The sequence below is a fragment of the Sabulibacter ruber genome, from assembly GCF_017355955.1.
GTDB lineage: Bacteria > Bacteroidota > Bacteroidia > Cytophagales > Hymenobacteraceae > Nibribacter > Nibribacter ruber_A.
Map to the genome: position 1 here is coordinate 778,831 of NZ_JAFFID010000002.1, position 15,541 is coordinate 794,371.

11 protein-coding genes and 1 pseudogene are annotated in these 15,541 nt (G+C 53.7%); 8 read left to right on the forward strand and 4 right to left on the reverse strand.

The genetic code is table 11. The annotated features are described in order from the left end of the window. Window positions 1–364 precede the first annotated feature (364 nt). Window positions 365–2,629, forward strand: coding sequence for a TonB-dependent receptor (locus JT719_RS14665; protein WP_207434071.1), 2,265 nt, complete (start codon window positions 365–367; stop codon window positions 2,627–2,629). Here the strand turns inward: JT719_RS14665 and JT719_RS14670 are convergent. From JT719_RS14670 to JT719_RS14680, 4 genes and pseudogenes are all read right to left on the reverse strand, one after another. Beyond that, window positions 2,626–3,369 (reverse strand): hypothetical protein, encoded by a 744-nt coding sequence (locus JT719_RS14670; RefSeq protein WP_207434072.1) that lies wholly within the window; start codon window positions 3,367–3,369, stop codon window positions 2,626–2,628. The genes JT719_RS14665 and JT719_RS14670 overlap by 4 nt on opposite strands. A gap of 176 nt (window positions 3,370–3,545) precedes the next feature. Continuing rightward, on the reverse strand, window positions 3,546–5,180 hold the full coding sequence (locus JT719_RS25640) for a M16 family metallopeptidase (RefSeq protein WP_423227978.1): 1,635 nt from the start codon (window positions 5,178–5,180) through the stop codon (window positions 3,546–3,548). A 153-nt stretch (window positions 5,181–5,333) separates the two neighbouring features. Further along, window positions 5,334–6,530 (reverse strand): annotated as a pseudogene (locus tag JT719_RS25645) (M16 family metallopeptidase); the annotation flags it as partial. Between the two features lie 335 nt (window positions 6,531–6,865). Continuing rightward, on the reverse strand, window positions 6,866–8,449 hold the full coding sequence (locus tag JT719_RS14680; protein WP_207434074.1) for a serine hydrolase: 1,584 nt from the start codon (window positions 8,447–8,449) through the stop codon (window positions 6,866–6,868). Between the two features lie 194 nt (window positions 8,450–8,643). On the opposite strand from JT719_RS14680, the gene ruvX reads away from it, so the two are divergent. The 7 genes from ruvX (at window position 8,644) to JT719_RS14715 (ending at window position 15,320) form a co-directional block, all read left to right on the forward strand. Further along, complete coding sequence (ruvX, locus tag JT719_RS14685) at window positions 8,644–9,063, forward strand: Holliday junction resolvase RuvX (protein ID WP_207434075.1); 420 nt, start codon at window positions 8,644–8,646, stop codon at window positions 9,061–9,063. Then, the gene (def, locus tag JT719_RS14690) at window positions 9,060–9,626 is read left to right on the forward strand and encodes a peptide deformylase (protein WP_205500348.1); all 567 of its coding nucleotides are present in this window, start codon (window positions 9,060–9,062) and stop codon (window positions 9,624–9,626) included. The genes ruvX and def overlap by 4 nt, the downstream gene beginning before the upstream one ends. 403 nt (window positions 9,627–10,029) lie before the next feature. Next, a complete protein-coding gene (locus JT719_RS14695) occupies window positions 10,030–10,539 on the forward strand; it encodes a hypothetical protein (RefSeq protein WP_207434076.1) in 510 nt (169 codons plus the stop codon). Between the two features lie 352 nt (window positions 10,540–10,891). After that, window positions 10,892–11,854 (forward strand): zinc dependent phospholipase C family protein, encoded by a 963-nt coding sequence (locus JT719_RS14700; protein ID WP_207434077.1) that lies wholly within the window; start codon window positions 10,892–10,894, stop codon window positions 11,852–11,854. 114 nt (window positions 11,855–11,968) lie between these two features. Next, a complete protein-coding gene (locus JT719_RS14705; protein WP_207434078.1) occupies window positions 11,969–12,670 on the forward strand; it encodes a hypothetical protein in 702 nt (233 codons plus the stop codon). Between the two features lie 135 nt (window positions 12,671–12,805). Then, window positions 12,806–13,531, forward strand: coding sequence for a hypothetical protein (locus tag JT719_RS14710; RefSeq protein ID WP_207434079.1), 726 nt, complete (start codon window positions 12,806–12,808; stop codon window positions 13,529–13,531). A gap of 136 nt (window positions 13,532–13,667) precedes the next feature. Beyond that, window positions 13,668–15,320 (forward strand): S41 family peptidase, encoded by a 1,653-nt coding sequence (locus JT719_RS14715; protein ID WP_207434080.1) that lies wholly within the window; start codon window positions 13,668–13,670, stop codon window positions 15,318–15,320. Window positions 15,321–15,541: the final 221 nt, after the last annotated feature.

Sequence of the window (15,541 nt, forward strand, 5' to 3'; positions counted from 1 at the left end):
AGAGCCTGTGGCAGGCTAGAATTATTCTGAGTAAAACCCAACTGCGCTAAGCTTGCAATGATAGTTTTCTCTCCAAAGAAGCCTACCTGAAAAGCCCTTGTATAATATTGGGAATTACCTGACCATTGATAAATTTTTGCCTTAAAGCCTAGTCTGCCAGAAAGCAGGAAGGGAAGAGCGCCAAAGCCTAAGCTTTTTAATGGTATCCTGTAGTCAACCGGCGGCAGATTTCGTAAGCAAATCGGGCTGAGGCGGAATGTTTACCTTTGCGCCAGTTCCTTATTAGGTCAGATGCTGCGGAGACAAGAAACGGTTGTGCCTGGTTTCCTCGCAGCATAGGGCTGTTCTTTTTGATTGACGTACCATGAAATACCTTTTCCCGCTTCTTTTCCTGATTTCTATTTTGCCTGCCTCGGCGCAGTTCACCGTGAATGGACGCGTGCTGGATGCCCGTACCCAACAGCCCCTGGAGGGAGCGGTGGTGAGCGAAGACAAAACCGGCACCCAAACCCTCACCGATGCCACCGGTCAGTTCCGGATTGTGCTTGCCTCTCGGTTTGATTCCCTGCTGGTGCAACGCACCACTTCTCACCGCATGCGAAAGTTGGCCGTACCGCAGAGCCGCAAACAGCTTGTGATCATGCTGGAGCCTTTGGCCGTAGCTTTGCAGGAAGTGGTGGTAAGAGGCTATGAAACCCGTCGGCCCCTGCAGAAAACCGCCGGGGCTATTGGCCTGCTTTCGCCTCGTGATCTGGAGCGCTTTCCGCAGACTACCTTGGTTCCCGCGCTCAATACCTTGCCCGGCGTACGCATGGAAGAACGCGCCACCGCCAGTTACCGGCTTTCCATTAGAGGCAGTTCTCTGCGGGCTCCCTACGGCGTACGCAATGTGAAAATCTACCTGAACGAGGTGCCCCTGGTGGAAGCCAACGGTACCATTCCGCTGAACATGCTGGATGCCGCCACCATTGGCAACGTGGAAGTGATCAAAGGTCCAGCCGGTAGCGTGTACGGGGCCGGAACGGGCGGAACGGTCTTGCTGGAAACGGTAAGACCCACCGAGAGCAGCGTCATGGCTGGTGGTTTGGTAGGCTCCTACGGTTTGCGCCGAGGGTTTGTAGGAGCCAGCGTGGCCTCCGAGAAATCTAACCTGCTTCTGCGTTTTGACCGCCAGACATTGGACGGCTACCGCGAGCAAAGTGCCATGGACCGCAAAACCCTGCTGCTTTCCGGGCAGTTCTACCCAAATCAGAAGCAAAACTTCTCGTTTCATGCCCTCTATTCTGATTTGTTCTATGAATTGCCTGGTGCCCTCACCCGCGAGCAGTTTGAGCAAAATCCTCGAGCCGCCCGGCAACTGAACAAAGACCAGAATGCTTCGCTCAACGTGGAAGGCCTGAACCTGGGCTTTGTGCATAACTACCAGTTCAATGAGCGGTGGAGCAACACTACCTCTTTCTTTGGCGTGTTCAGTTTCCTCAACCATCCCTTCGTCACCGATTACGAGCGGAACACGAACCAGAACTTCGGTGGGCGCACCCGCACCACCTACCGAACGATGGTAGGAGACTTTCCGGCCCGTTTCACTCTGGGAGCCGAGGCGCATCGGCGCTTTATCAATGCCCGTCAGTACGTGAACAATGCCGGTACGCCCGGTAAGCTGAATTATGACGATGAGGTGACCGTAAAAGAAGGCTTTGTCTTTGGGCAGGCCGAGGTAGATCTGCCTTTGGATTTCCTGCTCACCCTGGGAGCCAGTGTGAACTCCCTGCGGTATGACATCGCCCGCGTCTCCGAAGCCGCCACCAACCCCAATTATCAACTAACCCGTAAAATTGACGCGCAGTTCTCGCCCCGCATTGGGTTGGTGAAAGTGATTTCGCCCACGTTATCGGCGCACGCCAGCGTGAGTGCCGGGTTCTCGCCCCCCACCGAGGCCGAGGTGCGTCCTTCAGATGCCAGTATCAACTTCGGGTTACAGCCTGAGCGCGGCACCAACTACGAGATGGGTGTAAGAGGAAACCTATTGAACCAACGCTTCACCTTTGACGTGGTGGCCTTCCATTTCAAGCTGAAGGAAACCATTGTGAGCCGCACCACCCCAAGCGGCGTAGCCGTATTCGCCAACGCCGGAGCCACCCGCCAGCAAGGCGTAGAAGTAGCGGCTGGGTATGCGTTTGTACAGGCTCCCGAAGAAGCTTTGAGCCTGGTGAGACTCTGGAGTACGTACACCTACAACCACTTTAGATTCAGGAATTACCAACAGAACGAGAATGATTTCTCAGGCAACCGCCTCACCGGTACCGCACCGCACATAGCCGTGGCAGGGCTGGATGTGGAAACCAATCCTGGTTTCTACCTGAATGCCACCGCCAACTACTCAGATGAAATTCCGCTCAACGATGCCAACACGGTGTACGCCCCAGATTACTTCATCCTGGGCGCCAGAGTCGGTTTCCGACGCACGTTCCTGGAGCAATGGAGCGTGGACCTGTACGGCGGGGTAGACAATGCCACAGACCGCGACTACAGCCTGGGCAACGACTTGAACGCCTTTGGGAACCGTTACTTCCAGGCTGCGCCGGGCCGCAATTTTTACGGAGGCGTTCAGTTGAAAAAGAGTTTTTAAGCTGTTTTCCTGAAATCAGGCTGAAAACACCGGTTGGTTAACTGAGAAGCAGCAGAAGACAAGGCAGGTCTGGCTGGTTGTGCCGGGTATGTTACGCGCAGAAACGTTGTTCTCTGCCGGAAGCCGCCTTGCCGCAGAAACTTGCGCAGTTCTTTCTGCGATGGGTTGGCCAGAAACAGGTTCTCGGCTTCGCGCAGCGTGATAATCTCCTTCAGTTTCACCCGGTCCAGTGAATCTGCCACTTGCTGCAGTTGCAGGGATTTTCTGCCGTTTGGTTTCAGGAGCAGCACTTTCCACCGCTTAGGCGCTATTTGCTTGTTCAGGACGTACAAGCCCTTGAATTTTCTGAGCCGGTAGCGGTCCTCTGCGGAGTAAAGCGTGTCTTGCAAACGGAAAAGAAGATACAGCGAATCAGGGGTTTGCCGCAGCACTGGTACACCTTCTGGGTTTTCTGAGGAATAGAAGTGTCCTTTCTCTATCCGGTATTCCACAGAGTCTTTGGTAAGCTCCTGAATTGCGGTAGGGCAGATGAACTGTTCCTGCTGCACTACGGCGTTGGTCGTGATGAGCAACAGGCTGCTGTCTTGCGGATTTTGGTACTGCCCCACAAGAGCGGCCGGAATGGCTTTTTCCTCTTCGCCCAAAAGCGGCTGAGGCTGCTCAAACTGCAGTTCAGGGTCAGAGGAGCAGGCCTGTAGAACGGCCAACAGAAGAATGGAAAAGGAGAGAAGGTGCCGCATGATTTGAACTTCCTTGTTTCTATTTAATCCCGGATGGTAGAACTAGGTAACCCGTTGGTTTACAGGAAAGTTGATGGGTCTTGGTGGAAAACGAAAAAAGGCGTTTCCGGGGTCTTTTCCCGAAAACGCCTTTAAAATATACTCCTCCTGTTTTCAGGAAGATTCAGCAAAATCGCTTAGAAAACGCGGCCTTCTTTTCTGGCTTTGCGGCCTTTGGTTGGCTCAGCTTTTTTCGGCTCAGCGTTTACGGCTGGGGCTTCCACTTTAGCGGGTACCGGAGCACCTTCTGAATCCAGTTCCACCACCTCGTAGCCCAGTTTCTCTAGGCCTGGTTTGATGGAAGCCTTGTCTCCCACCAGCATAATGCTCATGTTATCTACTGGCAGGTACTTTTTAGCCAATGCGTTGATTTCCTCTTTGGTGATGTTCTGCAGGATCTCGTTCTGCTTGGCCACGTAATCAGGAGAAAGGTTGTAGCGCAGCATGTTGTTCAGGAAGGCCGCTTTCTGGAACGAGGTCTCATAACGACGCGCATCGGCCTGGCCAATGGCGTTCTTCATGAACGCTAATTCAGCATCAGTGATACCTTCTTCCCTGAAGCGCTTGATCTCCTTCATGAACTCCACAACGGAAGCATCAGAGGCATTGGAACGCACACCGGCCATAGCGGTGAACGGACCAGCTTCCTCGGTGCCGTTGAAGCCGGAACGGGCGCCGTAGGTGTAGCCTTTGTCTTCGCGCAGGTTCAGGTTGATGCGGCTGTTGAAGGCCCCACCCAGAACGTAGTTCATCAGGTTGGCTTTGTAGTACTCACCGGTGGCATCGTACGGAAGTGCCATGTAGCCTATTCTGATCTCAGACTGGGCGGCTTTCTCTTTGTCCACGATGAAGATTTTGGTCTTGTCAATGCTGGCTGCTTTGGAGTTAGACGGCATGGTCACCTGCTTGGGAGTCCACTTGTTCAGGAACGCCAGTTTAGGCATCACTTGCTTCTGGTCTACATCACCTACCACTACCAGGTTGGTCACACTTGGTGAGAAGTAGTTTGCGTAGAATTTCTTCACGTCATCCAGGGTGATGCTTTCCACGGTCTGCACGGTACCCGCTACCGGAATGGCTTGGATGTTGCCTTCGCCGTACAGCATTTTTAAGTACACATTGTCGGCAACCACGGTAGGTTGGGTGCTCTGGTTTTTGATGGCTTCCAAACGCTGTTTCTTGATGCGGTCAAACTCAGCCGCGTCAAAGCGCGGGTGGAACATGCGCTCTTCTAGCAGGGCCAGCGTAGCATCCAGGTTTTTCACCTGAGAAGATACAGAGACAGTCATGCTTTCTGCGCCACTGCCAAAACCAATAGAGGAACCCAGTTTCTCCAGTTCGCTGCTGATTTGCTCGGCGGTGAATTTCTGGGATGACTCGTTAAGCATGGAGGCGGTCAAAGAAGCGATACCGGCTTTAGACGGATCGTTGGCTTCCAGTTTGTGCCCGCCCTGCAGGGTGAATAGCAAGGTAACGGTAGGCACTTCGTCAGACTTGGCACCGATTACTTTGATGCCGTTGGCCAGGTTTTCTTTCCAGAACGGAGGCACGGTGATGGCCGGAACGGCACCCGCGGCCGGACGCTTGCTGCGGTCAAAAGTATCTTTGGCTTTTACGTATTTCAGGCCAGAGTACTGGTCGGCCGGGGCTTTGTAACCGCTTGGGTCTACCTTGAAGTTGTCGGCTTTGGCAATCAGCTCAGACTTGCCTTTGGGCACCACGCTCAGGATCACGGCTTTTTTGCCCTTCACGTACTGGTTGTACACGCGCATTACGTCGGCTTTGGTCACCGCGTTTACCGCCTGTCTTTCCTTTACCAGGTGGTTCGCGTTGCCGGTCATGAACTGGTTGGCTGCCAGAGTAGAGGTCTTGCCAGATACGCTGGACATTCTATTGATAATGCTCGCCTCATAGGAAGCTTTGTAACGGGCAATGTCCTCATCGGTCACGCCTTTTTTCTCAAACTCAGCAATGGCTTCGCGCAGTTGTTTCTCAGCATCAGCTAAGTTCTGGTTAGGCAGTACGCGCGCTGAAAGCGTGAATTCACCGGCTAACTCAGAAGTAGAATGGTACGCACCGGCTTGGTTGGCTTTCTGCGTTTTTACCATGTTCTGGTAGATGATAGAGGTTCTGCCACCGCCAATGATGTCAGAAAGAACATCCAGGGCAGGCTCATCCGGGTGATTGGCCGGCACGGTTGGCAAGGTCATCTGCACCAGCGGGAAGCGCACGTTGTCCTCGTAAGAGATGTAACGGTCTTGGGCTAATACCGGCGCAGGCAGCTTCATGTTCTTCACTTCAGGTCCGCGCTGGATAGAGCCAAAGTATTTCTCGGCCAGCTTTACTACTTGCTCAGGGGTAACGTCACCACCCACGGTTAGGGTAGCGTTGTTAGGTCCGTACCAGCGCAGGAAGAAGTTCTTCAGGTCATCTACGTTTACCCGGTTCAGGTCTTCAATGTACCCGATGGTGGTCCAGGAGTACGGGTGACCATACGGATAAAGGGCGGCACTTACTTTCTCGTAAGACAAGCCGTAAGGGGCGTTGTCTACGCGCTGTCCGCGCTCGTTTTTCACGGTCTCACGCTGTACCTCAAATTTTTGCTGCGTTACGGCATCCAGCAGGAAACCCATGCGGTCAGCTTCTAACCACAGCGCGGTTTCTAACTGGTTTGAAGGAACGGTCTCAAAGTAATTGGTTCTGTCGCGGTTGGTGGTTCCGTTCAGGGTTCCGCCGGCCTCAGAGACGATCTTGAAATGCTCTTCATCGGCTACGTTGTCTGAGCCCTGGAACATCATGTGCTCAAAGAAGTGCGCGAAACCAGACTTGCCCACCTCTTCCCGGGCCGAGCCCACGTGGTAGGTCACATCCACGTGTACGATTGGGTCTGAATGGTCTTCGTGCACAATCACGGTAAGGCCGTTTGCCAGTTGGTATTTCTCGTAAGGAATAACCAGTTCGCTTCCCTTGCGGGTTACTGTCTCAATCTTACGGGTGCCAGTTTGGGATTTGGTGGCTGTGGTGGCTTTTTTGGCCGGAGTGGCCTTCTTGGTAGTCTGGGCCTGCGCCTGCGTTAACAGAGCGGCGGCCAGCAAGATGGCCAGGGTACTCTTTTTAGACATGTGAAAGCTTGTTTATGTTTGGTAAAAGGGTTGCTCTAAAAAAATAATATTAAGTATTTATTTCTACTTCTCCCAGCGGGGAAGCGGCACTAACAGATATGTTTTCTACAGGTAAACACACTGAACCAAAGATGCCGCCATTGCTGATGAGCAGGCGATGCGGCATTTGTCGCTGGCAAGGCAAGGATATTACAGGCGCAATCAGTTTAATTCTGTTTTTCTGAAAACACGCCTAAAACAAAGCCCTCGCCACACAAATGCTTGGCGAGGGCTTCTGGTTCCCTGAACAAGGCAGGGATTGTTGATTTAACGTTTGTAATTGATTGGCTCCTAGTTTAAAGCGAAGCGCTGGGGTTAGGGACGCGGCTGAATTCCAGTTCAGAGAAGTGGAAGTCTGGGTTCTCAGAATCTAACCGAAGTTCCTGGATGCTGCCCTCCGGTCCGGTCAAAAAGCGGACTCTGGTTGGGGTCAGCAGCGCGAAATTGTTTTTCCAGGCCAAGTCAAAGATGTCGGGTTTCCAGAGGGAGAGCTCGCCGCCCAACGCCGGGGCCGATGGCAGGCTCAGCACCAGTTTGCCGTTCTTGACAGAAACTACCGCATCGCCATACAGCGGGCTGTGGTAGGTACCGGCGTAGGCATTCAGGTCACGGGTGAGCTTGGCTTTGGCTTCTTTCGTTTTAGGCTTCTTGGCCTCGGCGGCTTGCTGCGCTTCTCTGCCTTTGGCGGCCATTTCTAAGCTGAACTGGCTCCAGTCGCGGCCGTTTTTGATGCCCAGGAACTGATCTACGGTGTAGTAGGCCATAGGTGTCATGATGCTGCTCATGCTGTTGGTCAGGATCACAATGCCCAGTTTCTCTTCGGGCACCAGCATGGTGCGGCTGTTCATGCCTTCGTGGCCGCCGCTGTGCGTAACTATTTTACGTCCCTGGTAATCGTTCAGCATCCAGCCCAGTCCGGCGCCGGAGAAGTGGGTGGAAGGAGTAAGGGCCTCGGCCTGCGGCGCGATGGGGAAGGGGTTGTGCATGGTCCACATGGTGTGGGAGGCGTTTTCAGAGAACAGGCGCTGGCCTTTGTAGGTGCCGCGGTTCAGTTGAAGGCGCATCCACTGGGCGTGCTGGTACGCGCTGGTGAAGATACCGGCGGCCGGGTTCCAGTTGTCCCAGGCGGTGAACACGGTAGGCACCGGTTTTCCGCCCTCGGTGGTTGGGTTGGCGTGCGGGCTCGCCACGTTGTCTACCCCTTTCAGTTGGTTCACCGAAGTGTAGGAGTTGGTCATGCCCAGCGGCTTGAAGAAGCGCTCCTGGATGAACTGCTCCCAGGTTTTGCCGGTAATGGTTTCAATCACCTCGCCGGCGGCAATGAACATGAGGTTAGAGTAGCCGTAACCGCCCCTAAACGGGTAAGTAGGTTTCAGGTACCTGGCCCGTTGCAGAATCTCTTTGCGGCTGAAGGTGGTGTTGTACCAAAGCAAATCGCCGGAGAAGGTTTGCAGGCCCACGCGGTGGCTCAGCAGGTCTCTTATGTTGAGTTGCTCAGTCACGTACGGGTCATAGAGTTGCAGGTAGGGCAGGTATTGGGTCGCTTTGTCGTCCCACTTCAGTTTGCCTTCGTCTACCAGCATGGCCAGGGCCGCGGCGGTGTAGGCCTTGGAGTTGGAGGCAATCCCGAAGAGGGTGTTGGCATCCACGGTGCCGCCTTTCTGGGCATCACGCACGCCGTACCCTCTGGCAAACACTACTGAATCGTTCTTCACAATAGCGATGGCCATGCCGGGCACGTTCCAGTCTTTGATGGCTTTCTGGTAATAGGCATCCAGCTTCTGGAAATCAACCTGGGCAAAAGAGGGGAGAGCGGTGCTCCAGAGCAGCAGCGCCAGGAGCAAGAGCCGGTAAGTCCGGCCAAAAGGTTTGTTAGACATGGAATAAGGTGTAATTCTAACGCGTAAGTTACACAAAAGCACCTCGCTTTGAAAACGGCAGTACCCGCAAGAGAAAAGGTTTTCCAGAAGAATGCGCTACCTTTGCAGTGGTGTTGCGTTGAAAACTGCCACAGAAGGCAGGGCTCCGCCGCCATTTCGGGCTGATTTCCGGAAATCATCGTAAAAACAGAAACATGGGGCGTATACTGGCCATAGATTACGGAGTGAAACGCGTGGGCCTGGCTGTGACCGATCCGCTGCAGATCATCGCCTCTGGCCTGGACACGGTGCACGCCAAGGACGTGCTGGCGTTCCTGGCACAGTACTGCCAGAAAGAGGAGGTGGACGAGTTTGTGGTAGGCATGCCCAAGCACCTGGACGGGAATGACACCAACAACACCCAGCACGTGGTGGGCTTCGTGCGGAAGCTGCGGAAGCAGTTCCCCGGCAAGAAAGTGGTGACCCACGATGAACGGTTTACGTCCAGAATGGCGTTCCAGACCATGATAGACGCCGGCATCGGCAAGAAAGCCCGCGCCGACAAAGCCACCGTGGACAAGATCAGCGCCACCATCATTTTACAGAGTTATTTAGAGAGCAGACAATATCTATGATCTACCCTATAGTTGCCTACGGCGATCCGGTGCTGCGCACCAAAGCCACAGACATTGCCCAGGACTATCCGGAGCTGGACAAGCTCATTGAGGATATGTTTGAAACCATGTACCACGCGCACGGCGTAGGCCTGGCCGCCCCGCAGATCGGGAAAAGCATCCGGCTGTTCGTGATCGATTCCAAGCCGTTCATGGACGAGGGCGAAGAAGACAAAGGCGTGAAGAAAGCGTTCATCAACCCGGTGATCCTGGAAGAGTCCGGCGACGAGTGGGCGTTTGACGAAGGCTGCCTCAGCATTCCCGGCGTACGCGAGGAAGTATGGCGCCAGGAGCGCATCCGCATCCGGTACTATGACCAAAACTGGGTACAGCACGAGGAAGAGTACGATGACGTGACCGCCCGCGTGATCCAGCACGAGTACGACCACATTGAAGGCATCCTCTTCACCGATCACCTCTCTGCCCTGAAGAAGCGCCTCCTCAAAGGCAAACTCACCAAGATCTCCAAAGGAGACGTAGACGCCGATTACCGCATGAAATTTGCCGCCGCCGGCCGCCGGTAATAAACTTCCGGTTAGCTTTTCAAACCTCACAGGTCTGCCAGGCCTGTGAGGTTTTCTGTTTTTGGGGTATTTTGCCGGAAGTAGGCCTGAAACAGAGCTGTTCAGGTTGTTCTCTTGTGATGTTTCCTTCATCCTTCGCTCGCCTCCGGCGAGTGTACGTTATTTTGTGGCCTCTGGCCACTAGGAGAGGAGCGCAAGAATTTTTGATGTTCCGCATAGCAGCCAGAGGCTGCCCGGTGGCTCACACTCGCCGGAGGCGAGCGAGGGGTTGTAAAGCTTTTACAGGCAGCTTGGGTAGCACGTTAAGAAGAAACACTGCCAGATAGGATTGTAGGTTTACTTCTTTTATTTCTTGATTTATTAATGTATCTTCCTGACATGCAGTTGTTATCAGGGAAGATGTATGAAGCAGCTTGTTCTTTATCCGTTTTTTGTATTGCTCTCTTTTGCCAGCATGGGGCAGAGCCTGAATTTGGCGCAGCTCCTGAAGCTGCAAAGCATGGGCAAACAGGAGATCGGCCTTTTTCTGGAGGAGAAGGGTTGGGTCTCCAAATCAGATGCGGCTCCATCGGCGGAGAAATTAGGCAAGGCCGTGTGGGCGTTCAACCCTGAGGGCGAAGGGGCCGATGCCTGGTGCATCCTGTACTACGGCGAAGGCAAGCCCAACCGAATCCTCTATAATGCCCAGGGACCCGCCTTTGACAAAATCAGGAAGCATGTAAAGCAGCGGGAGATGGCGGTGCTGGAAGAAGGGGAACAGGCCGAAGGCCTTGACTTTCTGGACGCCTACACCGATTACGCCGATGATCTGGTGGTGGCCCGAATCTATGATTACAAGCAGATTGACTACTACGGCATCAAGATCTTCGCCAAAGAAGATTACCTGGAAGCCAAAAAGAACGCCCGTCTGTAAAACCAGTACTCAGATTATCAGTCCTATTCTGGCATTGGAAATTGGCAGCGAATAGCCATGGCAGAGCCCTTCGGTTTGGCGGTGTTTCCTTGGAAACAGGCCTAAAACGAAGGGCTTTGGTTTAACGAGGATCTGTAGCCCAGGCTTCTCTGAGCCATGAATTGTTCCGGTGTATTGCCCTAAGCCAATTCCAACGCTAGCTGCAGTAATTTTCTGGTAATGCTTGCCGTCGCCGACCTTTTCTTCAAGGTGAAAAGGCTTTTCCCGGCTTTGCTTCTGATTCCGGTTTGTTTTTCCAGAAGAAGCCCAAAAGCAGAGAACTGGCACGTGTAGGTTGTTCGTATACAGGTATATGCGCTTCTTCTCGGGTCTGTTATTTCTTCTGTTGTTCCTGGTGGTGCCTCTAGGTGCATCTGGCTGGGGATTCTATGCCCACCAGCGGATCAACCGGCAGGCGGTTTTCATGTTGCCGCCCGAGATGGTGGGCTTCTACAAACAGCATCTGGCTTACATCATAGAACAGGCCGTAGCCCCTGATAAAAGACGGTATGCGGTGCCGGAGGAAGGTGCCCGCCACTACATTGACCTGGAAGTGTACGGCGATAGCGCCGCGCAGAAATTGCCCCGCCGGTGGGAGGATGCCGTAAAGCAATTCACGTTGGATACCCTGCAGCGGCACGGCATTGTGCCCTGGCACATCGGGTTGGTGCAGTACCAACTCACCCAGGCGTTCAAGCAGCATGACCTGCAACGCATCCTGCGCTTATCCGCCGAGCTGGGCCATTACGTAGCCGATGCCTGCGTGCCGCTGCATACCACCCGCAACTACAACGGGCAACTTACCGGGCAACACGGCATTCATGGCTTGTGGGAAAGCCGGGTGCCGGAACTCTTCGCGGCAGAATATGATTTCTTCTTGGGGCAGCCGCAATACTTAGAGAATCCCAGCCGGGCGGCCTGGGAGATTGTGGCCCGGTCCCATGCCGCTTTAGACTCCGTGTTCTCGCTGGAAAAGCAACTCTCGCAGACGTTTTCTGAGGACAGGAAATACAGCCTGGAGGAAAGAGGCGCCACCACCGTGAAAGTATACTCCCGCGACTTCAGCCAGGCGTACAGCCGGGGATTGCACGGGCAGGTAGAGCGGCAGATCAGGTTAGCCACGCACCGGGTGGCCAGTTACTGGTACACCGCCTGGGTAGACGCCGGCCAGCCCGATCTGAAGCATCTGGCCCCGCTCACGCCGGAGCAGAAACAGCAGTTGGAGCAGGAGAAGCTGCAGTACCAGACCGGCGAGCATGACGCCCGGGAGCCGTAACCTACAATCGTTTCACAGGTGTTTTGTGGAAAACAATCCTAAAACGCATCTTGTCATTAAAAGAGGAGCCGGTGGGAGTTGAGATCAAGTGCATGCTGAACAGGAAACCAAAACATGAAAGGCGTTTACAAACTAGATATCATCTTAATTGCCCTGGGACTGGCTACCCTGGTAGTGCAGCGCTTCTTTCTGCCCTTGCCTGCCTCAGAGCCCAGGGGCGTGAAGATTTCCCCGTCCGGGCCCGTGGTTGCCTCGGCTCAGTCGCCCCGTGCTGGTGGGCCTGACTGGGAACTGACTTTTCCGGAAGACTCCAAATACAAAGACCTGACGCCCCCGCCGGGCGTGAAGCCCAACCCCTTTCTGGAAGTGCAGCGGATAAAGCGCCAAAACGGCAGCGTGCGCGACTATGCCGGCAAAGACACCGATATGCGCCAACTGCTCCTGAAACACGAGGGCAAAGACTACCTGTTTGTGTTGCAGCAACAGGCCGCCAATGAAATGCTTCGGAACGAATTGTTCCACCACTACTACATAGACCCCTCGGAGCAGAACATGCTGGAGGGCATTGCGTTTTACACCGAGCAACTGGAAAAAGCGAAATCTGAGGACGCCAAGCTAATATATATGTGCCTTCGGGCGTTAAGGGACTACTGGCCTCAGGAACGGATTGCCGAAGTGGCGCTTGCCACGGCCTCCAGGGTGCAGGCCAGAGCCCAGAAAGCTGCAACAGACACAACCAACGTGAAAGGGTACCACAGGCAAGTCTATGCCCGTGAACTCAGGAAGATGGGAAGCCGTTTGCAGAACAGGGCCTAAGTGGATAAGTTGTGGACAAAGATTCTCCCTTAATTTCTTCAAGGAACTGACCTAAAGTATTACTTTAGAACCGACACGTAGGGTTACCCTGCCCTTCGGTTGTCATATTGCTGTCTTTTATATTTTAAGTTTTAGATGATTTATTCTTTCCCCAAACGTGCCGTGTTGGCACTAGCCTGTGTAAGTGTTATCGGTCTTTCTTCGTGTGAGAAGATGCTGCGGGACATGGCCACCAAAACCAATACCGGCCAGCAGGAGCAGGCAGACTCAGCCGCCACCGCCAGTGAAGGAGCCGCCGCCGCTACGGCCACGGCAGCCAAAGAGCCAGAATACGAGATCACGTACCCCAAGGGATCTAAATACGCAAACCTTACTCCGCCCGCCAAGGCAAAGTCTAACCCGTTTGAGGAGATTCCCAAAATCATAAAAGCCCACGAAGGGGAGCCCAACTGGGCCGATAAGCACGCCGACATCAAAGGTGTGTTGCTGCAGAACGGGCAGGAAGACTACCTGTTTGTGTTGCAGCAGCAGGGAGCCAACGAGATGCTGCGCAATGAGCTGTTCCCGCATTATTACCAGGACATGACCAATACCGCCGTGCTCAACACCATTGGGTACTACACAGAGCAACTGCTTGAGGCCAGGTCTGAAGATTCTGAACTGATCTACAAATGCCTGCGCGCCCTCAAGGGCCACTGGGATGACAAGAAAATTGCCCAGGCCGCGCTTTCCACGGCCAAGCGGGTGCAAGCCAGACCTATTACGGCCGCCTCAGACACTACTACCCGCAACGGCAGTTACCGTCAGATCTACGCCCGTGAACTAAAGAAAATGGCCCAGCGCTTAGGTCAGGAAGTATAAGCTGGTAAAGGCAACTTTACTGGCTTAGAATTTGTACTAAAGAGGAAGACTTCTTCTTGAACATGGTAATTGAATAGATCTAAAAAGTACTTCTTCTGGAGAAGAAGAATAGTTGCCATTAAGTGACCAGAGTAATATGACTGAGAAAAATGAGCACAAGAAAATAGAGAACTCTTTGTTCCAGGTGCGTTTGCCTTTCTTCTTAGGTCTGGCCGTAGCGGTGGGTATTTTACTAGGTGCCACGCTGTTTCAGCCCAGTTCCAACAATCCGCAGGGCACGGCCCGTGGGTATCTTAAGTTCAGGGAAATCCTGAGTTACATAGACCGCGAGTACGTGGATACCGTGAACACCGAGCGCCTTTCTGAGTACGCCATCAACAAGATGCTGGAGAAACTGGATCCGCACTCGTCGTACATTCCGGCCAAAGACCTGACCATTGCGCGCTCCTACTTGGAGAGCGATTTTGACGGGATTGGCGTGGAGTTCAACATCTTCCGCGATACCCTGTACGTGATTGCGCCTTTGAGCGGAGGTCCCTCTGAGCAGGTGGGCATCCAGGCCGGCGACAAGATCCTGAAAGTAAACGGCGAAAACATTGCCGGGGTAAACATCACTACCGAGACCGTTTTCAAGAAACTGAGAGGCCCCAGAGGCTCCAAGGTGAATTTGACCGTGCTGCGTCCGCATGAATCCAAGCCCATGCAGTTCAGTGTGACCCGCCGTAAGATTCCATCCGTGTCGGTAGATGCCGGGTACATGATTGATAACAAGACCGGTTACATCAAAGTGAGCCGGTTCTCTAACGGTACCTATGAGGAGTTCAAGTCCAAGCTGAGCGCCCTGAAGAAACAAGGCTTGCAGCGCCTGATCCTGGATCTGCGCGACAACCCCGGTGGATATTTAGACCACGCCACCCGCATGGCTGATGAGTTCATTGCCGGAAACAAGAAACTGGTGTACACAGACGGCAAAGGCTCTAAGTACGATGCCAACTACTACGCCAAGGTGAAAGGTGATTTTGAGCAAGGCGAACTGATTGTCTTGATCAATGAGGGCAGTGCCTCGGCTTCTGAGATTCTGGCCGGTGCCTTGCAGGACCATGACCGCGCGTTGATTGTGGGCCGCCGTTCCTTCGGGAAAGGACTGGTGCAGGTGCCTATTCCGTTATCAGACGGTTCTGAGTTGCGCCTGACCATCTCCCGGTACTACACGCCAAGCGGCCGGTCTATCCAGAAACCGTACAACCCAGAGTCGGCGGAGGAGTACGAGAACGACATCATGAACCGCTACAAGCACGGGGAGTTCTTCAGCCAGGACAGCATCAAGTTCAATGATTCCTTGAAGTACAAAACCAGCCGCGGGCGCATTGTGTACGGCGGCGGCGGTATCATGCCAGACGTGTTTGTGCCGCGCGATACCACAGATAATACCCAGCTGCTGACCGAGCTGTTCCAGAAGAACGTGCTGCGTGAGTACGCCTTGACGTACTTCCGGGAGCACCGCAAACAACTAGAGAACACTCCGCTGAACAGCTTCCTGGAGTCTTTCCACGTAACCGATGCCATGATGCAGGAGTTGTTGAAAGAAGCCAAACAGGCCAAAATCAAAGTGGATAACAAAGACCTGAAACGCTCTGAACGCACCATTAGGAACAACCTGAAAGCGTTCATTGCCCGCAGCCGCTACGAGGCCGCCGGGTTCTATCCGGTGCTGAACGAGGTAGACCCAGACTTCCAGCGAGCCTTAGGGCTCTTTGACCAGGCCAAGCAAATCAGCTTAGGAAAGTAACCTTCAAGCGCCGCAGAAATGATTTTCTGCGGCGCTTTTGCTTTGTAAGGAGGATAGTTTTAACTTATTCACGGCAACGCTTCTGGGTAGCTCCTGCTTAAAGCAGAGCGATCTTTCGGGGCTGTTTTAAGGCTCTTTTGGCTAAAACAGGCGAGAAACTGCAAGGTGGTGGTAGATAGCGGCGGAGGCAGGCCTTTTGGTTCGTTGGTAAGAATACCGGA

What these genes read in the sequence shown, in the direction of transcription:
- JT719_RS14695 (WP_207434076.1), top strand. Translation starts at nt 10,030, where the DNA reads ATGAAGCAGCTTGTTCTTTATCCGTTTTTTGTATTGCTCTCTTTTGCC.
- JT719_RS14670 (WP_207434072.1), bottom strand. Translation starts at nt 3,369, where the DNA reads ATGCGGCACCTTCTCTCCTTTTCCATTCTTCTGTTGGCCGTTCTACAG.
- JT719_RS14710 (WP_207434079.1), top strand. Translation starts at nt 12,806, where the DNA reads ATGATTTATTCTTTCCCCAAACGTGCCGTGTTGGCACTAGCCTGTGTA.
- JT719_RS25640 (WP_423227978.1), bottom strand. Translation starts at nt 5,180, where the DNA reads ATGCGCGTGTACAACCAGTACGTGAAGGGCAAAAAAGCCGTGATCCTG.
- ruvX (WP_207434075.1), top strand. Translation starts at nt 8,644, where the DNA reads ATGGGGCGTATACTGGCCATAGATTACGGAGTGAAACGCGTGGGCCTG.
- JT719_RS14665 (WP_207434071.1), top strand. Translation starts at nt 365, where the DNA reads ATGAAATACCTTTTCCCGCTTCTTTTCCTGATTTCTATTTTGCCTGCC.
- JT719_RS14715 (WP_207434080.1), top strand. Translation starts at nt 13,668, where the DNA reads ATGACTGAGAAAAATGAGCACAAGAAAATAGAGAACTCTTTGTTCCAG.
- JT719_RS14705 (WP_207434078.1), top strand. Translation starts at nt 11,969, where the DNA reads ATGAAAGGCGTTTACAAACTAGATATCATCTTAATTGCCCTGGGACTG.
- def (WP_205500348.1), top strand. Translation starts at nt 9,060, where the DNA reads ATGATCTACCCTATAGTTGCCTACGGCGATCCGGTGCTGCGCACCAAA.
- JT719_RS14700 (WP_207434077.1), top strand. Translation starts at nt 10,892, where the DNA reads ATGCGCTTCTTCTCGGGTCTGTTATTTCTTCTGTTGTTCCTGGTGGTG.
- JT719_RS14680 (WP_207434074.1), bottom strand. Translation starts at nt 8,449, where the DNA reads ATGTCTAACAAACCTTTTGGCCGGACTTACCGGCTCTTGCTCCTGGCG.